Consider the following 15,292-nt stretch of genomic DNA (forward strand, 5'->3'; position numbering starts at 1 on the left):
ACTGCAATTCTGCATAAATCTTCGAAAGTGAGCGTCTCAGAGAGTCTCATTTCCAAAAAACTGTCGTTATTTATCAGAGACTGCCCCCTGCAACGACCTTCCTTGCTGCTCAGAAAGTGTTTAGGATGTCCTGTATATTCACCTTCCTTGCTGTTCAGAAAGTGTTTAGGATGTCCTGTATATTTTCTTATTTATCAGAGACTGACACCTTGCAGCGGGCTTTCTTGCAGCTCGCAGCTCGGAAAGTGTTTAGGATGTCCTGTATATTGTGACTGAATTGAATAAAAAGGGAATTATCTGGGGATTTTTTAGAACAGGGCGCTATCTGAAAATTCTCCTGAAGCCGTTGTTAACTCTAAGTAAAGGTATTAGATAGTGAAAGATACAATGCTCAAATTAGCGTACTTTACGCAGCATATAACTTTGAATAAAAATGATTACGAATACATAGGGGAAGACGAGCTTAGCGTTGTCTTTCGCTACAATAATAGTGTCCTTTGCCGCCCCTATATTTATTTTCGACCAATAAATATAAGTGGTTCTTTTTTGAACGAACGTGAATTTACAGAGACCATATTCGAATGCTACGAGGGGCATGTTGACATTGTTTCTCAAACTTTTACCGAGCTTGAAGACAGATTTCAGGTAGTTACACGTTATTGTATGGTTCTTGACGATAGCAATAATGGTGAATTTTCGGGATGTGAGTTTACTTATACGCAAGATAGCGACAACATTTTTAAGTACCAAGTTGAAAACTCCATAACGCCTGAAAATGAATGTTGTACACCTTTGAATCCCCTTAAGCTCTCCGTAAATGGAACGCTAGAGTGTGAGGTTGTGGAAGAACCGTTAGTAGGTTCTTTTCTCTGCCCATCGAAAAGATAGCGAAAAGATAGGACAGCAAAGGTGTTGTGAATATGACCATGAAACCAGTAGTTGGCCAACCCCTCTCGCAAGCTGGAGCACCCACAACTGCAGGTTTAACTGCTGGCGCAGTTGTTGAAGGAGCCATTATTGGTGCAGCAGAAACAGTAGCACCGAAAATTGAAGAAAAAATTAATGAGATGAACCAATGATATATTTTTTAATTTTCGGAGTTATGTACATTGCATTATGTATGTTGGGATTTAAATTGTACTTCTTTTTACAACAAAAAAATCTTAATACAAGAGACAAGCTTAAGAAAGGTATAGTAAGTTACGTGCTTTTCATCTTGTTTATATGCATCGAAATTCCATTTACTATTTTCTTTCCAGTTTGGCTGAATACAAAGTTAAACGTGATTAAGGAAAACTCTGAATCTACTATGTATCTCCTTATATTTGGTGTCGTAGTGCTAGGCCTTTCAATATGGCATGCTAGAAAAGATAGACCTAAAGGCTTCTAAGAGAGTGACGAAATACCGAAAATACAGCACGAAAATACAAAAATACAGGACATCCATATCTTTCTGTTCCAGGCTCAAACTACTGCTTGAGCTTGGGAGCAGCTACGAACATAGGCGTGGCTGGATAGTGGATAAAATCAGGCAGTTGTCGTCAATATTCTGCATCGACGTTTGCGCTTATGCGGTTATGAGTAATCACTACCATTTGGTGCTGGCATCCAAATTCATCCACGGATAAGGTCTGCTCACCATCCTTGGCTCACGCCCATAAGCACACTCGCCGCTGGCCACTTTATTTGCGCCAATAGGCTCTCGGCAACGCCCAAGTGCAGCGCAATTCTGTAAGTCTAAATTCGTGAGTTTAGGATGTGTGTCTATTCCTCGGTGCAGGTTCGCACCTTCCTTAGTTTCAATACAGCTTAAAAAAGACTAGGATCCAGTAGCTTGTCTAGTTTTTAACAATTGTTTCGCCAGGCTTTGGCTGTCTTGCGCCGCTGCGCAGCAAGGTTAACTGGTGGCCGACAAGCGAGGATGATATCCTTTTTGCTCAGGAATTAGAGTTTTTACTCTAGGGGTGTAGATGAAATTGACCAAATTTGCCTGGTTGCTGTTGTGGCCGCTGGCGGCTCAGCCTGCGCTTGCCGCAGACTATAGTTTTGCCTCTGCCTGGCAACAGTTGCTGGAGGTGAGCGATAAGCTGGCGGCCGAAGGCCAGGAAGTCAGCCGCGCCGAGGCGCAGCAAGAGGCCGGGCGCGACCTTAATCTGCCATCGCTCAACATCAACGGCAGCTACACCAGGCTGGAAAAACCGATAGAGCTGGATCTGCGCGATCTCAATCCACTCGCCTCTATGGATCCCGCCACTCTGCCGCCGGCCATAGGTGGCATTATCGGCTCGCTTCCCGGCTCGATGTTTGTGACTCCTTTCACCGAGCAGGATGTGTTCCGAGCCAGCTTACAGGCGATGTGGCCGATTTATACCGGTGGCCAGATCTCTGCTGCTCAAGGCATTCAGGCGGCTCAGGTCGCTGAGAAGAAGCAGCAACTGGAGTTGGCGAGGCGTGAGCTGTTTACCACACTGGTAGACAGATACTATGCCGTCACTGTGACCCAGGCTTTGGTGCAAACCCAGGCTCAGCTGGTGGCATCGCTGGAAAAGCATTACAGCCACGCTGAAAAACTGGAACAACAGGGGCAGATCGCCAGAGTCGAGCGCCTCAATGCCCAGGTGGCACTGGATCAGGCCAAGGTCGACCTCGGCAGTGCCAAACGTCGCCATGAGATGGCGCTGATAGCCCTGTCTCGCCTGCTGCACCAGACTGATATCGCCACCAAGTCGCCGCTGTTTATGGCGCCAAGCTCCCCTTCATTGCCGCAATTGACCGAGCTGACGCTGAAGCAGCATCCAGCCTTGCGCTTGTTGGAGGCGAAAGAGACCCAGGCTCAGGGCCTGGTCGATATGGAAAAGGGAAAATACTTCCCCACGGTTTTCCTCTACGGTAACTACACCCTCTATGAAGACGACAGCCTGTTTTCCAAGGTCGAACCCGACTGGATGGTAGGCGTCGGGGTCAAGGTGCCGCTGCTGTCCCGTGATGGTCGCAGCGGCAAGGTGCAGGCGGCCAAGAGCGCCTTGCTGCAGGCCAGATACACCAAGGCACAAACCCGTCAGGATCTCAGTCTGTTGGTGGATCAGAGCTATCGCCAACTGCTGCAGGCCGAAGAGGAGGTCAATGCCTTGAACAGTTCTCTGGCGCTGGCAGAGGAAAACCTCAAGCTGCGTGAACTGGCTTTCAATCAAGGGCTGTCTACCTCCATCGACAGAGTGGACGCCGAGCTCAAGCTCAGTGCGGTACGCACCAAGCAGTTGGCGGCTCAATATCGTTATGTTCAGGCCTATGCCCGCTTGATGGCGGTCAGTGGCCAGTTGGATGAATTTATCGGACGCAGTGACAAGCAGGAGATACAGGATGCGGGTTAATCCTTTGGTGGCCATAGTGGCCCTGGTAACCATAGTGGCGGCGCTGGTATATGGGCTGATCCTGGCTTACTCCCCCAAGCCACAGCTGTTGCAGGGGCAGATAGAGGCCAGGGAATACAATGTGTCTTCCAAGGTGCCGGGCCGGGTGGAGCAGGTGTTGGTGCGCCGCGGAGACAGTGTCAGTGAAGGGGATCTGCTGTTTGCTATCGACAGCCCCGAGCTCAATGCCAAGCTGATGCAGGCCGAGGGTGGCCGCGATGCCGCCAAGGCGATGCAGCAGGAAGCCGACAGCGGTGCCCGTAAGCAGCAGGTTGCCGCGTCCCGCGAGCAGTGGCTCAAGGCCAAGGCCGCCAGTGAGCTGGCCAAGACCACTTTCGACCGGGTAGAAAACCTGTTCCGCGATGGCGTACTTGCCCGGCAAAAGCGTGATGAAGCCTTTACCCAATATCAGGCCGCCAAGTATACCGAGCAGGCCGCCTATGCCATGTATCAAATGACCGAAGAGGGCGCCCGGGAAGAAACCAAGGCCGCCGCAGCCGGTAATGCCCGGATGGCCGAAGGTGCGGTGAAAGAGGTCAGTGCCATACTCGCCGACAGCCAGATGCGCGCGCCCAAGGGCGGTGAAATCACCGAGGTGCTGTTGCAGGTGGGCGAGCTGGCACCCAGTGGCTTCCCTGTGGTCAGTTTGGTGGATATGACAGATGCCTGGGCCGTGTTTCAGGTGCGTGAGGATCAGCTCAAGCAGTTCAAGAAGGGCGAACGTATGACCCTGACACTGCCGGCGCTGCAACGCAGTGTCGAGTTTGAGGTCAGCCATATCAGTGTGCTGGGCGACTTCGCCACCTGGCGGGCGACCGAGAGTGGCCACGACTTTGATATGCGTACCTTTGAAGTGGAGCTCAGGCCGCTGGAGCCGGTGGCCGATCTGCGGGTGGGCATGTCAGTATTACTTGAAAAGTCTTGATTATGAATAAGTTGCTTCGGCGAGAGTGGCAGGCTGTCTGGCGCGATCCCTGGCAGCTGGCACTGATAAGCTATCTGCCGCTTATTGGTGTGCTCTGTCTTTGGTGGTTGTTTTCCGCCGGGTTGCCCAGGCAGTTGCCGGTGGCGCTGGTGGATCAGGACAACTCCAGCCTCAGTCGTGAGCTGGGGCGTCATCTTGAGGCTAATCCTGTCACCGCCCCCAGGCGCTATCTGGCGCTGGACGAGGCGGTCGAGGCGATGCGCCGCGGCGAGGTCTATGCCTTGGTCATCTTGCCCTATGGTCTGAAGCAGGAACTGCTGACCGGGCACACTCCCACCATAGACCTGCGCTACAACGGCCAGTTTTTGCTGGTGGGCAAGCTGCTGGCCAGTCAGTTGCAACTGACCCTGGCCGATGGTTTGCAGCAGGTGGCCAGGCTCAAGCAGCTGGCGGCCGGCGTCAATCCGTCCCAGGTTGAGGTGCGTCTCAGCCCTGTGAGCACCCAAACCACGGCGCTGTTCAACCGCAATAACAACTATGTCGGCTTCCTGGTGCCGCCAGTGCTGATCGCTTTGTGGCAGTTATTTGCCATGCTGGCCTTTGCCGGCAGTCTCAACCGTGAGCTGCGCCAGGATACCTTGGGCGAATGCTTCCGCCTGGGGATGCCCTCAGTGCTTTTGAGTAAGTTTATGGTCAACGGCGCCTTTATGCTGCTGCACGGCGGCTTTATTTTAGTGCTGTTGTATCAGCTGCTGGGGCTGCCGATAGCCGGGCAACTCCTGTGGCTGCTGCCGATGCAACTCTTGATGTTGATGGGCGTTTGGCTCTGGGTGCAGGGGATTTTTTTTATGCTGGCCGACTGCGCCAGGGTGATCAGCTTTTGCACCGCGCTGTTTGCACCCGCCTTTGCCTTTATGGGCATTACCTTCCCGACCGGAGAAATGCCGCTGCTGGCGCAGTGGTGGCGTCTGTTGATGCCATCAAGCCACTATATAGAGTCGCATGTGGCGTTGGTGAGCTATGGCGCCGGGCCGGCCAGCTTGCTGCCTCAGGCGCTGGGTTATCTCGGCTTTCTGCTGCTGTTGATCCCCAGTTGGTTCTTTGCCCGTCGTTATGCCAGGGTGCTGCAGTCGCAGTTGCCGCTTGAGGAGACGTTATGACAGCCAAGTCCCTCTCGTTATGGCAGTTGATCTGGCTGGATTTACGCGCCTTGGTGCGTGACAAGGCGATCTCTTTGACCCTGTTTGGCGGCGTGCTCTTCTATGCCGTGCTCTATCCCTTGCCTTATCTGCACCAGGTGCCCACAGAGCAGCAGTTGGTGGTGGTGGATCACGATAACTCCTCGCTGTCACGGCGGCTTATCCGTCACGCCGATGCCAGTGCCCGTATTCAGGTTGTCGGCCGGGTCGGCTCCATCGACGAAGCCAAAGCCTGGGTCACCGATGGCCGCGCCCATGGTTTATTGGTGATCCCGTTTGATTTTCGCCGCGATCTGTTGCTGGGACGGGGCGCGACCTTGAGCTTCGGCGGTGATGCCAGTTACTTCCTGATCTATTCCGCCGTGGTAGAAGGTTTAGTGAGTGCCGGTATGGATGCCGGCAAGCAGATCCAGCTCAAGGGACTATTGGCTTCGGGCCAGAGCCCGGAGGCCGCTGCCCAGAGCCTGGCACCGATTAAACTCAATGCCGTGCCCGCGTTTAATAAAGGTTTGGGTTATACCCCTTATGTGGTACCAGGCTTGTTTCTGCTGATTTTGCACCAGACCTTACTGATAGGCGCAGGCATACTCGGCGCCGGGCAATGGCATCGGCCGGGCTATTGGAACCGGGTCGGCCCCTTGATGCTGGTCAGTGCTCGGGTGTTGGCCTTCAGTTTGCTCTATTGCCTGTTCAGTGCGCTCTATATTGGCTGGTGTTACTACGCCTATCAGGTGAGTCTGCAGGCGAGTCTGGGGCAGGTGTTGTTGCTGATGTTGCCTTTTTTGCTGACCACGGCCAGCGCCGGGGTAGCGCTCAGCTGCCTGTTTGTGCGGCGCGAGTTGCCGACCCAGGTGATACTCTTGGTTTCTATGCCTATTCTGTTTGTCAGCGGCTTTGTCTGGCCCTTGGCGCTGATCCCTGAGCCCTTGGTGTGGCTGTCGCAGGTGATCCCGGCGGTGCCGGCGATTATGGGAATGCTGCAGCTGAACCAGATGGGAGCCGAGTGGGCAGCCATAGCCCCCAAATGGTTGCAGCTGTGGGGGCTATTGTTGCTGTTCTTCCCTCTGGCGGTTTGGGGCGTTAGTTGGCGTCGGCGTCAGCTGCCAGCAGCGGCGCGCTGACCCGCTCCAGCACCCCACTGGCCTTGGCTAGTACCAGCCCGTAGTTGGTGATGGCAACGCCGCGGCGGCGACATTCGAGAATGCGCCGCTGCATCTCTGCCCGACCCAACATACAGGCGCCACAATGGACTACCAGTTTGTAGCGTTCCAAATCGGCCGGAAAGTCATGGCCGGCACAGACGCTGAACTGCAACTGCTTGCCGGTCAATTTGCCAATGGCCGCCGGGATCTTCACTCTACCTATATCTTCATCCTGCACCTCATGGCTACAGGCCTCGGCGATCAATACCCGATCGCCATCCTCGAGCTTTTCGAGCATTTCGGCGCCTTGCAGCTGCGCCGTTAGATCGCCCTTGGCCCGGGCAAACAGGGTGGAGAAGGTGGTCAGCGGAATACTGTCGGGTACCTGAGCGGCCACTTGTCTCACCGCCTGGGCATCGGTCACTACCAGTGCCGGTGGCGTGGGTATGGCGGCCAAGGCTGAGGCCAGCTCAGACTCACGGCAGATGCTGGCGATGGCACCGTTATCCAGCGCTTCTCTGAGAACCTGCACCTGGGGCAAAATCAATCTGCCCTTGGGGGCGGCTGAATCTATCGGGGCGACCAGCAGTAGCTGCTCTCCGGTGCGGTAACAGTCGGCGGCCAGCACGGGATCGCGGCGAAAATCCGCCGGTACCAGTTGAACCAGCTGCTCGACCAAGTTGTCCCGGTGTTTTGCCTCTTGGGTCGACAGGCATAAGAACTTGATGCCTTGGCCCTTGAGCCAGTGCTGATGCTCCGTGGGCAACGGCGCCAGATCTTGCTTGTTTGCTACCACCAGGATTGGCAGCTGCCAGCTTTGCAGCAGTAACAGCCAGTCGCGGTCAAACTCATCTAACCCCAGTTCATCCAGCACATAGACGGCGATATCGGCCTGTTGCAACGCCCGGCGACTGGCGGTAATTCGCTGAAGCCCCAGGGCGCCGGTATCGTCCAGCCCGGCGGTATCTATCAGGGTAGCCGGGCCGACCGGATGCAGCTCAAAGGGCTTGCGCACCGCATCTGTAGTGGTGCCCTTGGTCTCAGAGACTATGGCACTCTGTTGGTTGGACAAGTAATTGAGCAGGGAGGACTTCCCGGCGTTGCGACGACCACACAATACTATGTGCAGTCTGACTCCGCGGGGGGCTGCATTGGGGGCCGAATTACACATTAATTTGTCTCCTGGCGTTGCCTCTGTCCGCAGAGCAATGCAAGCCGCGGGCTTTGAGGCTGAGTTTGATATCGGCGAGACGCTGTTCCAGCGGGCAGCCGGAGGCATTCTTGCCGGGGTAAATAAGGTATTTACTGCAGTCTTTCTGTGGCGTGAACGAGGGCATAAGCACATTGCAGCCGCGACTCAGGGAGTCGAGCCTGGCGCCGCTTTGCAGGGCATCCAGGGCGCTGGTGGCCGGTATGTTGGCGCCGGGGTTAAGCAATCTGAGTATGGCGCAGGCTCGCTGGCACTCAAGCACATTGCCGTTGGCCGTGTTTGCCAGCGGGGTTTGTGGATGACTGACGAAGGGACCGACCGCCAACATCTCCAGTTCCATGGCTGAGAGCGCCAACAGGGCGTCAGCCAGGGCATCGCTGTTGCTGCCCGGCAGGCCACAGATAATGCCACTGCCGGTCTCATATCCCAGGCTCTTGAGGGTTTCCAGTAGCCTTAGGCGTTTGTCCAGCACTCTTCCCGGACGCAGGCGGCTATAGAGCTCGGCATCCAGGGTTTCCAGTTTCAACAGATAGCGATCGGCGCCGGCTTCGCGCCAGAGCGCCAGTTCACTGTGGCTGCGTTCACCCAAAGATAGCGTGATGGCCAACTGGCTTTGCTGTTTGATGGTGCTGAGGATGCGGCTTATGCCATCCTGGCGAAAGCGGCTGTCTTCACCGGATTGCAGCACCAGGGTGCCGATGCCGGCTTTATCTACTTTGAGGGCCGAGTCGATGATTTCCTGGTGGCTGAGCCGGTAACGTTCAATGTCGCGATTGGCGGCTCTCAGGCCACAGTAGTGACAGTCGCAGCGGCAATAACTGGAAAACTCCACTATGCCTCTGAGCCAGATCTCCTGACCGAAGTATTGACGCTTGACCTCATCGGCACGGGCAAACAGCCAGTCATCGGCCTCTCCTGCCAATAACGCCTTGATTTCCAATCTTCCGAGAGTCTCTGCCGGCTTCATGCTTGGACTCCTGCCTGTTTCAGCACTTGTGCCAGCTCATCGGCGTAGCGATACAAGGCCTGTTGCCAGGGCGTGGCAGCGACCTTGGTGCGGCCTTGCATTCTTTGCCATAGGCCCGCCGGTGGCAGCCCCAGCTCGCGGCTGTCCAACTTGAGCCACAATCCCAAAGGCGCCAGATGTGGACTATGGGCATAGTGGCCGACAAACAGTTGATCATCGAGCAATAACAGCGGCGCGCTGGCGGCCAGCTTACTGCTGACCGCCGTCACCTGCTCGGGCCAGGAGGCGGCGAGTTGCTTGCTCCACTGCTGAGATACCCGGTATTCCTCGAGGATTTCCGCCTCGGTGGCTTCCGGGCGCAACATTTTGCCAAACGCCAGCCCGGCTTCGCTTTGTAACTCTTGTGTCACTATCAACAGCTGCGACAGCTGACTGCTTTGCAGTCTTTGTCGCAACAGCTGATCTATCGCCCCTTCACTGAAATTGGCATAGTGGCCGGCATGCAGGGCCACTCGCCGGGCGCGGCTCAGTGCCGACTTTAGCTGTTGTTTTGGCAGCCCGGCATAGAGTCGACAACCGGGTGCCAGTACCAGGGTACGACCTTTCACAGATAGATGTCCCTCTCGCCCGCATCGGTGCGCGTGAGGCAAGCCTCGATATTGCGTCTTCTGGCGGGACTGAGTTTATCCAGCTCGGCGGCTATCAAGGCTTCGCCGGCTTCACGGGTCTGCTCACTGGCGTAGTCGTTGAGGTATTCCTTGAAGGTGATCAAGGCGTTGGGTTGACAAAACTTGCCGATAAACTGCTGCTTGGCCAGGCCGATAAAGTGATCGCCGGTGCGGCCCTTGCGGTAGCAGCCGGTGCAGAATGAGGGGATGGAATGGCTATGCTTGACCAGATCCAATACCACTTCATCCATGCTGCGGTGATCGCCCAGGCTAAATTGGGCCGCATCGTCTTCCTGATTGTAGCCACCTGGGGTGGTCCGAGAGCCGGCACTGATCTGTGAAACCCCTAGGCTCAGGAGTTCACGTCTGAGTTCGGCACTTTCGCGGGTGCTCATAATCAGCCCAGTGTAGGGCACTGCCAGGCGGGTAATGGCCACCAGGCGTTTGAAGGTGGCGTCATCGACCGCATAGGGAGGCCGCTCCGACAGGCTGGAGCCATCGGCGGGCTCAATCCGCGGGAAGGAGATGGTATGTGGACCTACGCCACAATCCTGCTCCAGTTGCTGTACATGGGCGAGCATGGCCAGCAGCTCGAATTTGTGGTCATAGAGGCCGAACAGCACGCCAATGCCCACATCGTCGATACCGGCTTCCATGGCTCTGTGCATGGCGTAGAGGCGATAGAGGAAGTCTTTCTTGCGGCCCTTGAGGTGTACCTGTTCGTAGGTCGTTCTGTGGTAGCTTTCCTGAAAACACTGATAGGTGCCTATGGCGGCCGTCTTCAGCAGCTTGAAGTCTTCTGTGTCCATGGGGGCGCAGTTGACATTGATGCGGCGGATCTCACCACCTTTGCCTTTGCGCACGCTATACATGGTCTTGATGGAGTCGACTATGGCGCGGGCGTTATTGCGCGGGTGTTCACCGTAGACCGCCAGGATCCTTTTGTGGCCCATATCTTCCAGGGTTTCCACCTCGGCGATCAGCTCCTGCTCGCTCAGGGTCTTGCGTGGCAAGTCATGGTTGTCGGCGCTGAAGCCGCAATAGCTGCAGGCGTTGGCGCAGTAGTTGGAAACATACAGCGGAGCGAACAGTACAATGCGATTGCCATAGATGGCATCTTTGATGCCACGGGCAACGGCAAACAGCTCTTCGTCTACAGTGGCGTCCTGGTTTTGCAGTAAAACCGCTACTTCCTCAAGCGTCAGCCCCTGCAAACGGCGGGCTTTTTCCAGCACCTGGCGTACTGTGTCCGGGCTGGGTTGCTGATTGTTATTGAGCAAGGCCCAGATGGCGTCATCATCAATAAAATTCACGGCGGGGTTATAGTCTTTGACTTGAATCGTCTCGGTATGGCCCGATACAAGCGGGTCTGATATCAAAGGGCCTGACATCTGTGGCTCTCCTGTGAAAAAAGGAGCGCAGTCAAACTGCACTCCTTGGAATTTAACGAAGGAACGGATCACTCGGCGTGTTTGCTAGAGACCGGAACGACCTCCTCCTGCACCCATAGTGGCGTGTATTCGGCGGCGTCATGGTAGGGCACCTTGCCGTGCAGCATCATCGCCTTGAAATCGTCGAAGCGGTAAACCGCCAGGAACAGGTGCACGGGTAAAAATGCTGTCAGTAACAGGCCACACCCCAGGTGGATCATGCCCAGCAACCAGGCGGTATCACGTGGGATTGCATAGGGAACCAGCCACAGCGCCAGACCTGTGATGATCAGTGCAGTACCGCCGAGCAGGACACAAACCCCGAACAGTTTCTGTCCAGAGTTGTACTTGCGCATAGGAGGCACGGCGACCTTCTTACCCAGCAAAAACTTCTGTGGGTAGCCACCGAGTACCTTGAACCAGCCTACATCGTTGCCACCGAAGGTGAATACTCTGTTGGTGAACAGTACGACACGGTCGAATGCCATCAGGGTGAAGGCCACCGCATCCAGCGCCATGATGACACCGGCAACAATATGAATGTCATAGGTTAGCCCCATGGCGCTGTCGCTCAAGGGTTTAAAGAACAACAACAGCCCGGTAGCCGCCAGTGGTAGGAAGCTCAGCAGCAAGATGTAGTGGAACACCCGAACATTCAGCGGGTGCTTGAGAATGGGACGATTGTCCTGATGCATAGCCGACTCCTTAGGATTTCAGTTTAGTGCGATCGACAAAATGGGTATGCAGCAACTCGTGCGACAGATGCCCCAGCGGCTCACCGCCAAATTCGCTGTAATAGCGGGCAATGGCCGGGTTGGCATGGCTGACACGGTATTTGGCAATGGCATCATCCATATAGAGGGCATCGGCACGCGCCTTGATGTATTCGTTGCGCTTGGCGATACGGTTGCCGAGCCAGCCCACAGGCAGGGCCAGTAGCGCCAGAATCGCAGCACCTACAGCCATGAAACGGCGCCGAGACAACAGAAAACCATCTTCGGTAAATTGATACTTGTCTGTCATGAGCAACTCCTTACAGTTGGGCAACCCAGGATGTGCCTGAGCCGTTGATAGGTTGACCGCCACCGTTGACACAACCACCGGCGCAGTTCATCACTTCGATAAAATGGTAGGGGGACGTGCCGGCCATCACCTGCTCCAGCAAGGGGCGGATATTGCGGCCCATGTCGTGTACTACGGCGACTTTCAGCTGCACATCTTGTTTGAGCTGTTGGTCATGAATGGTGAGTTCGGCCTCCTTGACGCCTTCCAGACCGCGCACAGGTGTCAGTTCCAGCTTGGCCAGTTCTTCACCAGTGAGCACCTTGTGAGCGGTACGCACCGCGGCTTCCATCACGCCGCCAGTGTTACCGAAAATGGTGCCGGCCCCTGTGTATTGGGAAAACAGGCTATCACCCTTATATTCGGCCACATCCGGCAGATGGATATCGAGGCGCTTGAGTAGCTCGGCCATCTCGCGGGTAGTCAGCACAGCATCCACATCGGCGTAAGGTGCGGCATCGCTGCCGTGTTGCTGATGGAAGCGCCAGGCTGATTTGAACTCTGGACGTGATGCTTCGAGTTTTTTCGAGGTGCAAGGCATAACTGCCACTGTGAAGATTTTTTCCGGAGCCATTTCATAAACTTTGGCGCCATAGGTCTTGGCTACAGTCCCGGCCATTTGCTGCGGTGACTTGGCAGTGGAAAGGTGTGGCAGCAGGCTGGGGTATTCGGTTTCCAGGAAGCGAACCCAGCCTGGGCAGCAGGAGGTAAACTGCGGCAGCTTACCGGCATCTGGCTCCTGGCGCACATTGGCATGCAGCCTGTGGATGAACTCAGAGCCTTCCTCCATAATGGTCAGGTCAGCGGCGAAGTTACAGTCGAAAATTTTAAATCCCGCTTGGTGCATGGCGCCATAGAGTTTATTGGTCAGCAGTTGCCCCTTGGGCAGATTGAAGGCTTCACCTATGGCAACCCGTACCGCCGGAGCCAGAATACCGACCACTTCAGTGTTGGGGTCCTGGAGCTTGGTTAATACTGTATCCAAGGCACTCTGGGTTTCATGAATGGCACCGAACGGACAGTTGATCAAACACTGGCCGCAGCTCAGGCAACGCTCTTCATCAATCTTATGTGGGGCACCGGATGCGCCCTCAATAGCATGGGTGGGACAGAACTGTTTGCAGGCGTCACACCCTTTGCATTTGAGCGCATCTATCTGGATCAGTCCGCGGATCTCTCCCGGCTGATAGCTGGTTGCTGTCATGGCAATGCGTTCCTTTTTACGTGAGAATGTTCTTATTTTCTAATTGCTTATGTAAAGGCTATACCCCTTGGGAAAGGGCGGAAGGATTATAGGAAATAGCTGACAGCTATCTGTGATCCAAAGCAGAACAAGTTGGAGATTTCACAAGTTTTTACATGAAATATGATGAAATTAGCCAGTGAAACAGGGGCATGGGACTTTTTGACTTAGGCCCTGTTTCAGTTAATTTCACAGATGTGATGCGGGATAACACGGACACATCTAGTTGGGGGGAGTGTTAGAAATAGAGGTTTTCGACTGTTTTACCGTCAACCAGAATCTCACATTTGTCACCATTGCTGGATTTTGAGGATTGTACCGCGCTGGCAATAATACCAAAGGCGCCGCCTTGACTGCCGAGTACAGACCCAAAGTAGCACTTGCCATCGATTTCCATCTCTTGATAACGACCACCCAGATTTTGGGTTGGAGTATAAGGTGGGAAGGTGCCACGCATTATGGGGTCACCGTTGACAGTCAGTTCCAGTTTCTTCTTGTCGGAAAAGTAGCGTCCGCCGAGCTTCAGCGTTTGGCCTTTCACTTCGACGGTTTTTTCCTGGGCTATGATGGGTTGCGGGGTTGAACTACAGCCTGCCAGCAGAGCGCCGGTGCAAGCCAGTGAGGCTAGGGTCAATTTACGCATTAATCCGTCCTTTATTGGATTGTAAGGTATTACTTTTCCGTGTTATCCGCGCCGGATTATAACTTCTTGGCAACAAAGAATACCAGTGTCCTGGTTTAATTCCTTTTACCAAGTTGATCATTTTGATGAGCGCTGTTTCCACAACAAGGCAAGGCATTTAACTGTTAGGTGCTGAGGAGGTTGGAGGCGAATCAGGTGCCGCTTGCTTTGGTTAATGGATGCTCCTGATAACACTTGAGCTGTAAATTTAACCAAATGCGAGAGAGGGCGACGATTTCACTTTGCCAGATAAAAAGAAAGGAGCGAGTGTTTCTCTGCTCGATCCCCGTTATTGCGATCAAATATTCATCTAATTATACCAATTACGTTAATTAACTGACCATTCTTACCCACTGCCTAGAGCATAATTGAATCACCCTCAGCGGCTCTCCAATAAACTTGTTCCATGCGATGGAGCATTGCTCAACAATATCGTCGTAGCCACTAAAGCAGCGATTTGCCAACACATGTTGACGAAGCCATTGCCAGACTTGCTCTACTGGATTGAGTTCAGGTGAATATGGGGGAAGTTTGAGAATACTGAGGTTATCAAAATCATCGGCCAAATCTTGTTGATGCCAGCCCGCGCCGTCCATGATGACCAGAGCATGGCGTCCTGATCCCGTTGCGGCCGAAATCAACTTTAAGTGCTCATGCATATAATCGCTGTTGGCAAAGGGGGCGATTATAGCTTGCGTGGCGCCTGTTGCCGGACAGACTGCACCAAATAAATACGCTGATTCAAACTGTTGCTGCTTTACCACTCGTGGCCTAGTCCCTTTCTCAGCCCAAATACGGGTAGTGGTGTTTTGTTGACCAAATCTGGCTTCATCTTGAAACCAAACATCGATGCGATCGAGTGCGACGTGTCCCGGGGTGTTAAGGATCATTGCCATTGGGAAGTTTTTTAAAAGCCTCTTGCACGGCTTCAGATTGTTTCGGGTGACGTGATCTCGTAGTGATCCAGGAAAAGCCTAATTGATGTAGTAAACGGTAGATATTCGTTTGCTTGAAAGTCACGCCAAATTCAGACTGAATAAAGTGGCCGACGTCCTTGGCCATTAATCTGCCGCCTTGCTCAGATAGACTTTTGAGTAGTACGAATTCTTTCAGGGTTGCTAGCTGAAGAGAGGACAATTTAGCGGGACGTCCCGGATTTGGTTTGTCATCCAGGCCGGATAGTCCCAAGGAGAGATAAGTGGCGACCCACTTATTCACACTGGTTCTGCTGACCTTCAACATACTGGCGATAGAGGTACGGGAATGACCTTCGATAAAGTGAAGCAGGGCGAGATAGCGAATGCGTTTACGTGCGCTTTTCTCGGATTTTGCTAATGAAGCGATGTCGGGATGA

Annotated in this window: 15 protein-coding genes and 1 pseudogene; 7 read left to right on the plus strand and 9 right to left on the minus strand. The window is 54.1% G+C overall.

All coding sequences use genetic code 11. The features are described from left to right. The first annotated feature begins 375 nt into the window (after positions 1–375). The 7 genes and pseudogenes from ACMHXE_RS17415 to ACMHXE_RS17445 all read left to right on the plus strand — a co-directional run bounded on the left by ACMHXE_RS17415 (position 376) and on the right by ACMHXE_RS17445 (position 6,655). On the plus strand, positions 376–888 hold the full coding sequence (locus tag ACMHXE_RS17415; protein WP_286995486.1) for a hypothetical protein: 513 nt from the start codon (positions 376–378) through the stop codon (positions 886–888). Positions 889–920: 32 nt separating this feature from the next. Further along, entirely contained in the window at positions 921–1,079 is a 159-nt protein-coding gene (locus ACMHXE_RS17420; protein WP_234555351.1) for a hypothetical protein, read from the plus strand. 405 nt (positions 1,080–1,484) lie between these two features. Beyond that, positions 1,485–1,604: pseudogene (locus ACMHXE_RS17425) on the plus strand (alpha-amylase family glycosyl hydrolase); the annotation flags it as partial. A gap of 366 nt (positions 1,605–1,970) precedes the next feature. After that, positions 1,971–3,371, plus strand: a complete 1,401-nt coding sequence (locus tag ACMHXE_RS17430) for a TolC family protein (protein ID WP_234555350.1) — start codon at positions 1,971–1,973, stop codon at positions 3,369–3,371. Next, entirely contained in the window at positions 3,361–4,335 is a 975-nt protein-coding gene (locus ACMHXE_RS17435; RefSeq protein WP_028781331.1) for an HlyD family secretion protein, read from the plus strand. Before ACMHXE_RS17430 ends, ACMHXE_RS17435 begins: the two co-directional genes overlap by 11 nt. Before the next feature lie 2 nt (positions 4,336–4,337). After that, positions 4,338–5,495 carry an ABC transporter permease gene (locus ACMHXE_RS17440; protein WP_413732911.1) on the plus strand — a complete coding sequence of 386 codons (1,158 nt, stop codon included), beginning with the start codon at positions 4,338–4,340 and terminating at the stop codon, positions 5,493–5,495. Further along, positions 5,492–6,655 carry an ABC transporter permease gene (locus tag ACMHXE_RS17445; RefSeq protein WP_413732913.1) on the plus strand — a complete coding sequence of 388 codons (1,164 nt, stop codon included), beginning with the start codon at positions 5,492–5,494 and terminating at the stop codon, positions 6,653–6,655. The genes ACMHXE_RS17440 and ACMHXE_RS17445 overlap by 4 nt, the downstream gene beginning before the upstream one ends. On the opposite strand, the gene hydF is transcribed toward ACMHXE_RS17445, so the two are convergent. The 9 genes from hydF to ACMHXE_RS17490 all read right to left on the minus strand — a co-directional run. Continuing rightward, on the minus strand, positions 6,615–7,847 hold the full coding sequence (gene hydF, locus ACMHXE_RS17450; protein WP_413732915.1) for a [FeFe] hydrogenase H-cluster maturation GTPase HydF: 1,233 nt from the start codon (positions 7,845–7,847) through the stop codon (positions 6,615–6,617). The genes ACMHXE_RS17445 and hydF overlap by 41 nt on opposite strands. Next, the gene (gene hydE, locus ACMHXE_RS17455; RefSeq protein ID WP_413732917.1) at positions 7,840–8,853 is read right to left on the minus strand and encodes a [FeFe] hydrogenase H-cluster radical SAM maturase HydE; all 1,014 of its coding nucleotides are present in this window, start codon (positions 8,851–8,853) and stop codon (positions 7,840–7,842) included. Before hydE ends, hydF begins: the two co-directional genes overlap by 8 nt. Next, positions 8,850–9,461 (minus strand): hypothetical protein, encoded by a 612-nt coding sequence (locus tag ACMHXE_RS17460; RefSeq protein ID WP_412502369.1) that lies wholly within the window; start codon positions 9,459–9,461, stop codon positions 8,850–8,852. Before ACMHXE_RS17460 ends, hydE begins: the two co-directional genes overlap by 4 nt. Then, positions 9,458–10,912: a [FeFe] hydrogenase H-cluster radical SAM maturase HydG gene (gene hydG, locus ACMHXE_RS17465; protein ID WP_413732919.1), complete on the minus strand. Its 1,455-nt coding sequence runs from the start codon at positions 10,910–10,912 to the stop codon at positions 9,458–9,460. The genes ACMHXE_RS17460 and hydG overlap by 4 nt, the downstream gene beginning before the upstream one ends. A 68-nt stretch (positions 10,913–10,980) precedes the next feature. After that, positions 10,981–11,646, minus strand: a complete 666-nt coding sequence (locus ACMHXE_RS17470; protein ID WP_224866446.1) for a cytochrome b/b6 domain-containing protein — start codon at positions 11,644–11,646, stop codon at positions 10,981–10,983. A gap of 10 nt (positions 11,647–11,656) precedes the next feature. Further along, entirely contained in the window at positions 11,657–11,974 is a 318-nt protein-coding gene (locus ACMHXE_RS17475; protein WP_107005187.1) for an iron hydrogenase small subunit, read from the minus strand. A 10-nt stretch (positions 11,975–11,984) separates the two neighbouring features. Next, on the minus strand, positions 11,985–13,217 hold the full coding sequence (locus tag ACMHXE_RS17480; RefSeq protein ID WP_101057092.1) for a [FeFe] hydrogenase, group A: 1,233 nt from the start codon (positions 13,215–13,217) through the stop codon (positions 11,985–11,987). A 277-nt stretch (positions 13,218–13,494) separates the two neighbouring features. Next, the gene (locus ACMHXE_RS17485; RefSeq protein ID WP_101057094.1) at positions 13,495–13,899 is read right to left on the minus strand and encodes a hypothetical protein; all 405 of its coding nucleotides are present in this window, start codon (positions 13,897–13,899) and stop codon (positions 13,495–13,497) included. A gap of 371 nt (positions 13,900–14,270) precedes the next feature. Then, positions 14,271–15,292 (minus strand): IS630 family transposase gene (locus tag ACMHXE_RS17490; RefSeq protein ID WP_248990082.1). Its coding sequence is split into 2 segments (ribosomal slippage), with 1,024 coding nucleotides annotated over them: positions 14,271–14,847 and positions 14,846–15,292; the frame shifts between segments, so codons are not numbered across the junction. This gene is flagged as partial in the annotation.

The sequence above is a fragment of the Shewanella sp. BJSY2023SW007 genome (genome assembly GCF_047314525.1).
Lineage (GTDB): Bacteria > Pseudomonadota > Gammaproteobacteria > Enterobacterales > Shewanellaceae > Shewanella > Shewanella chilikensis.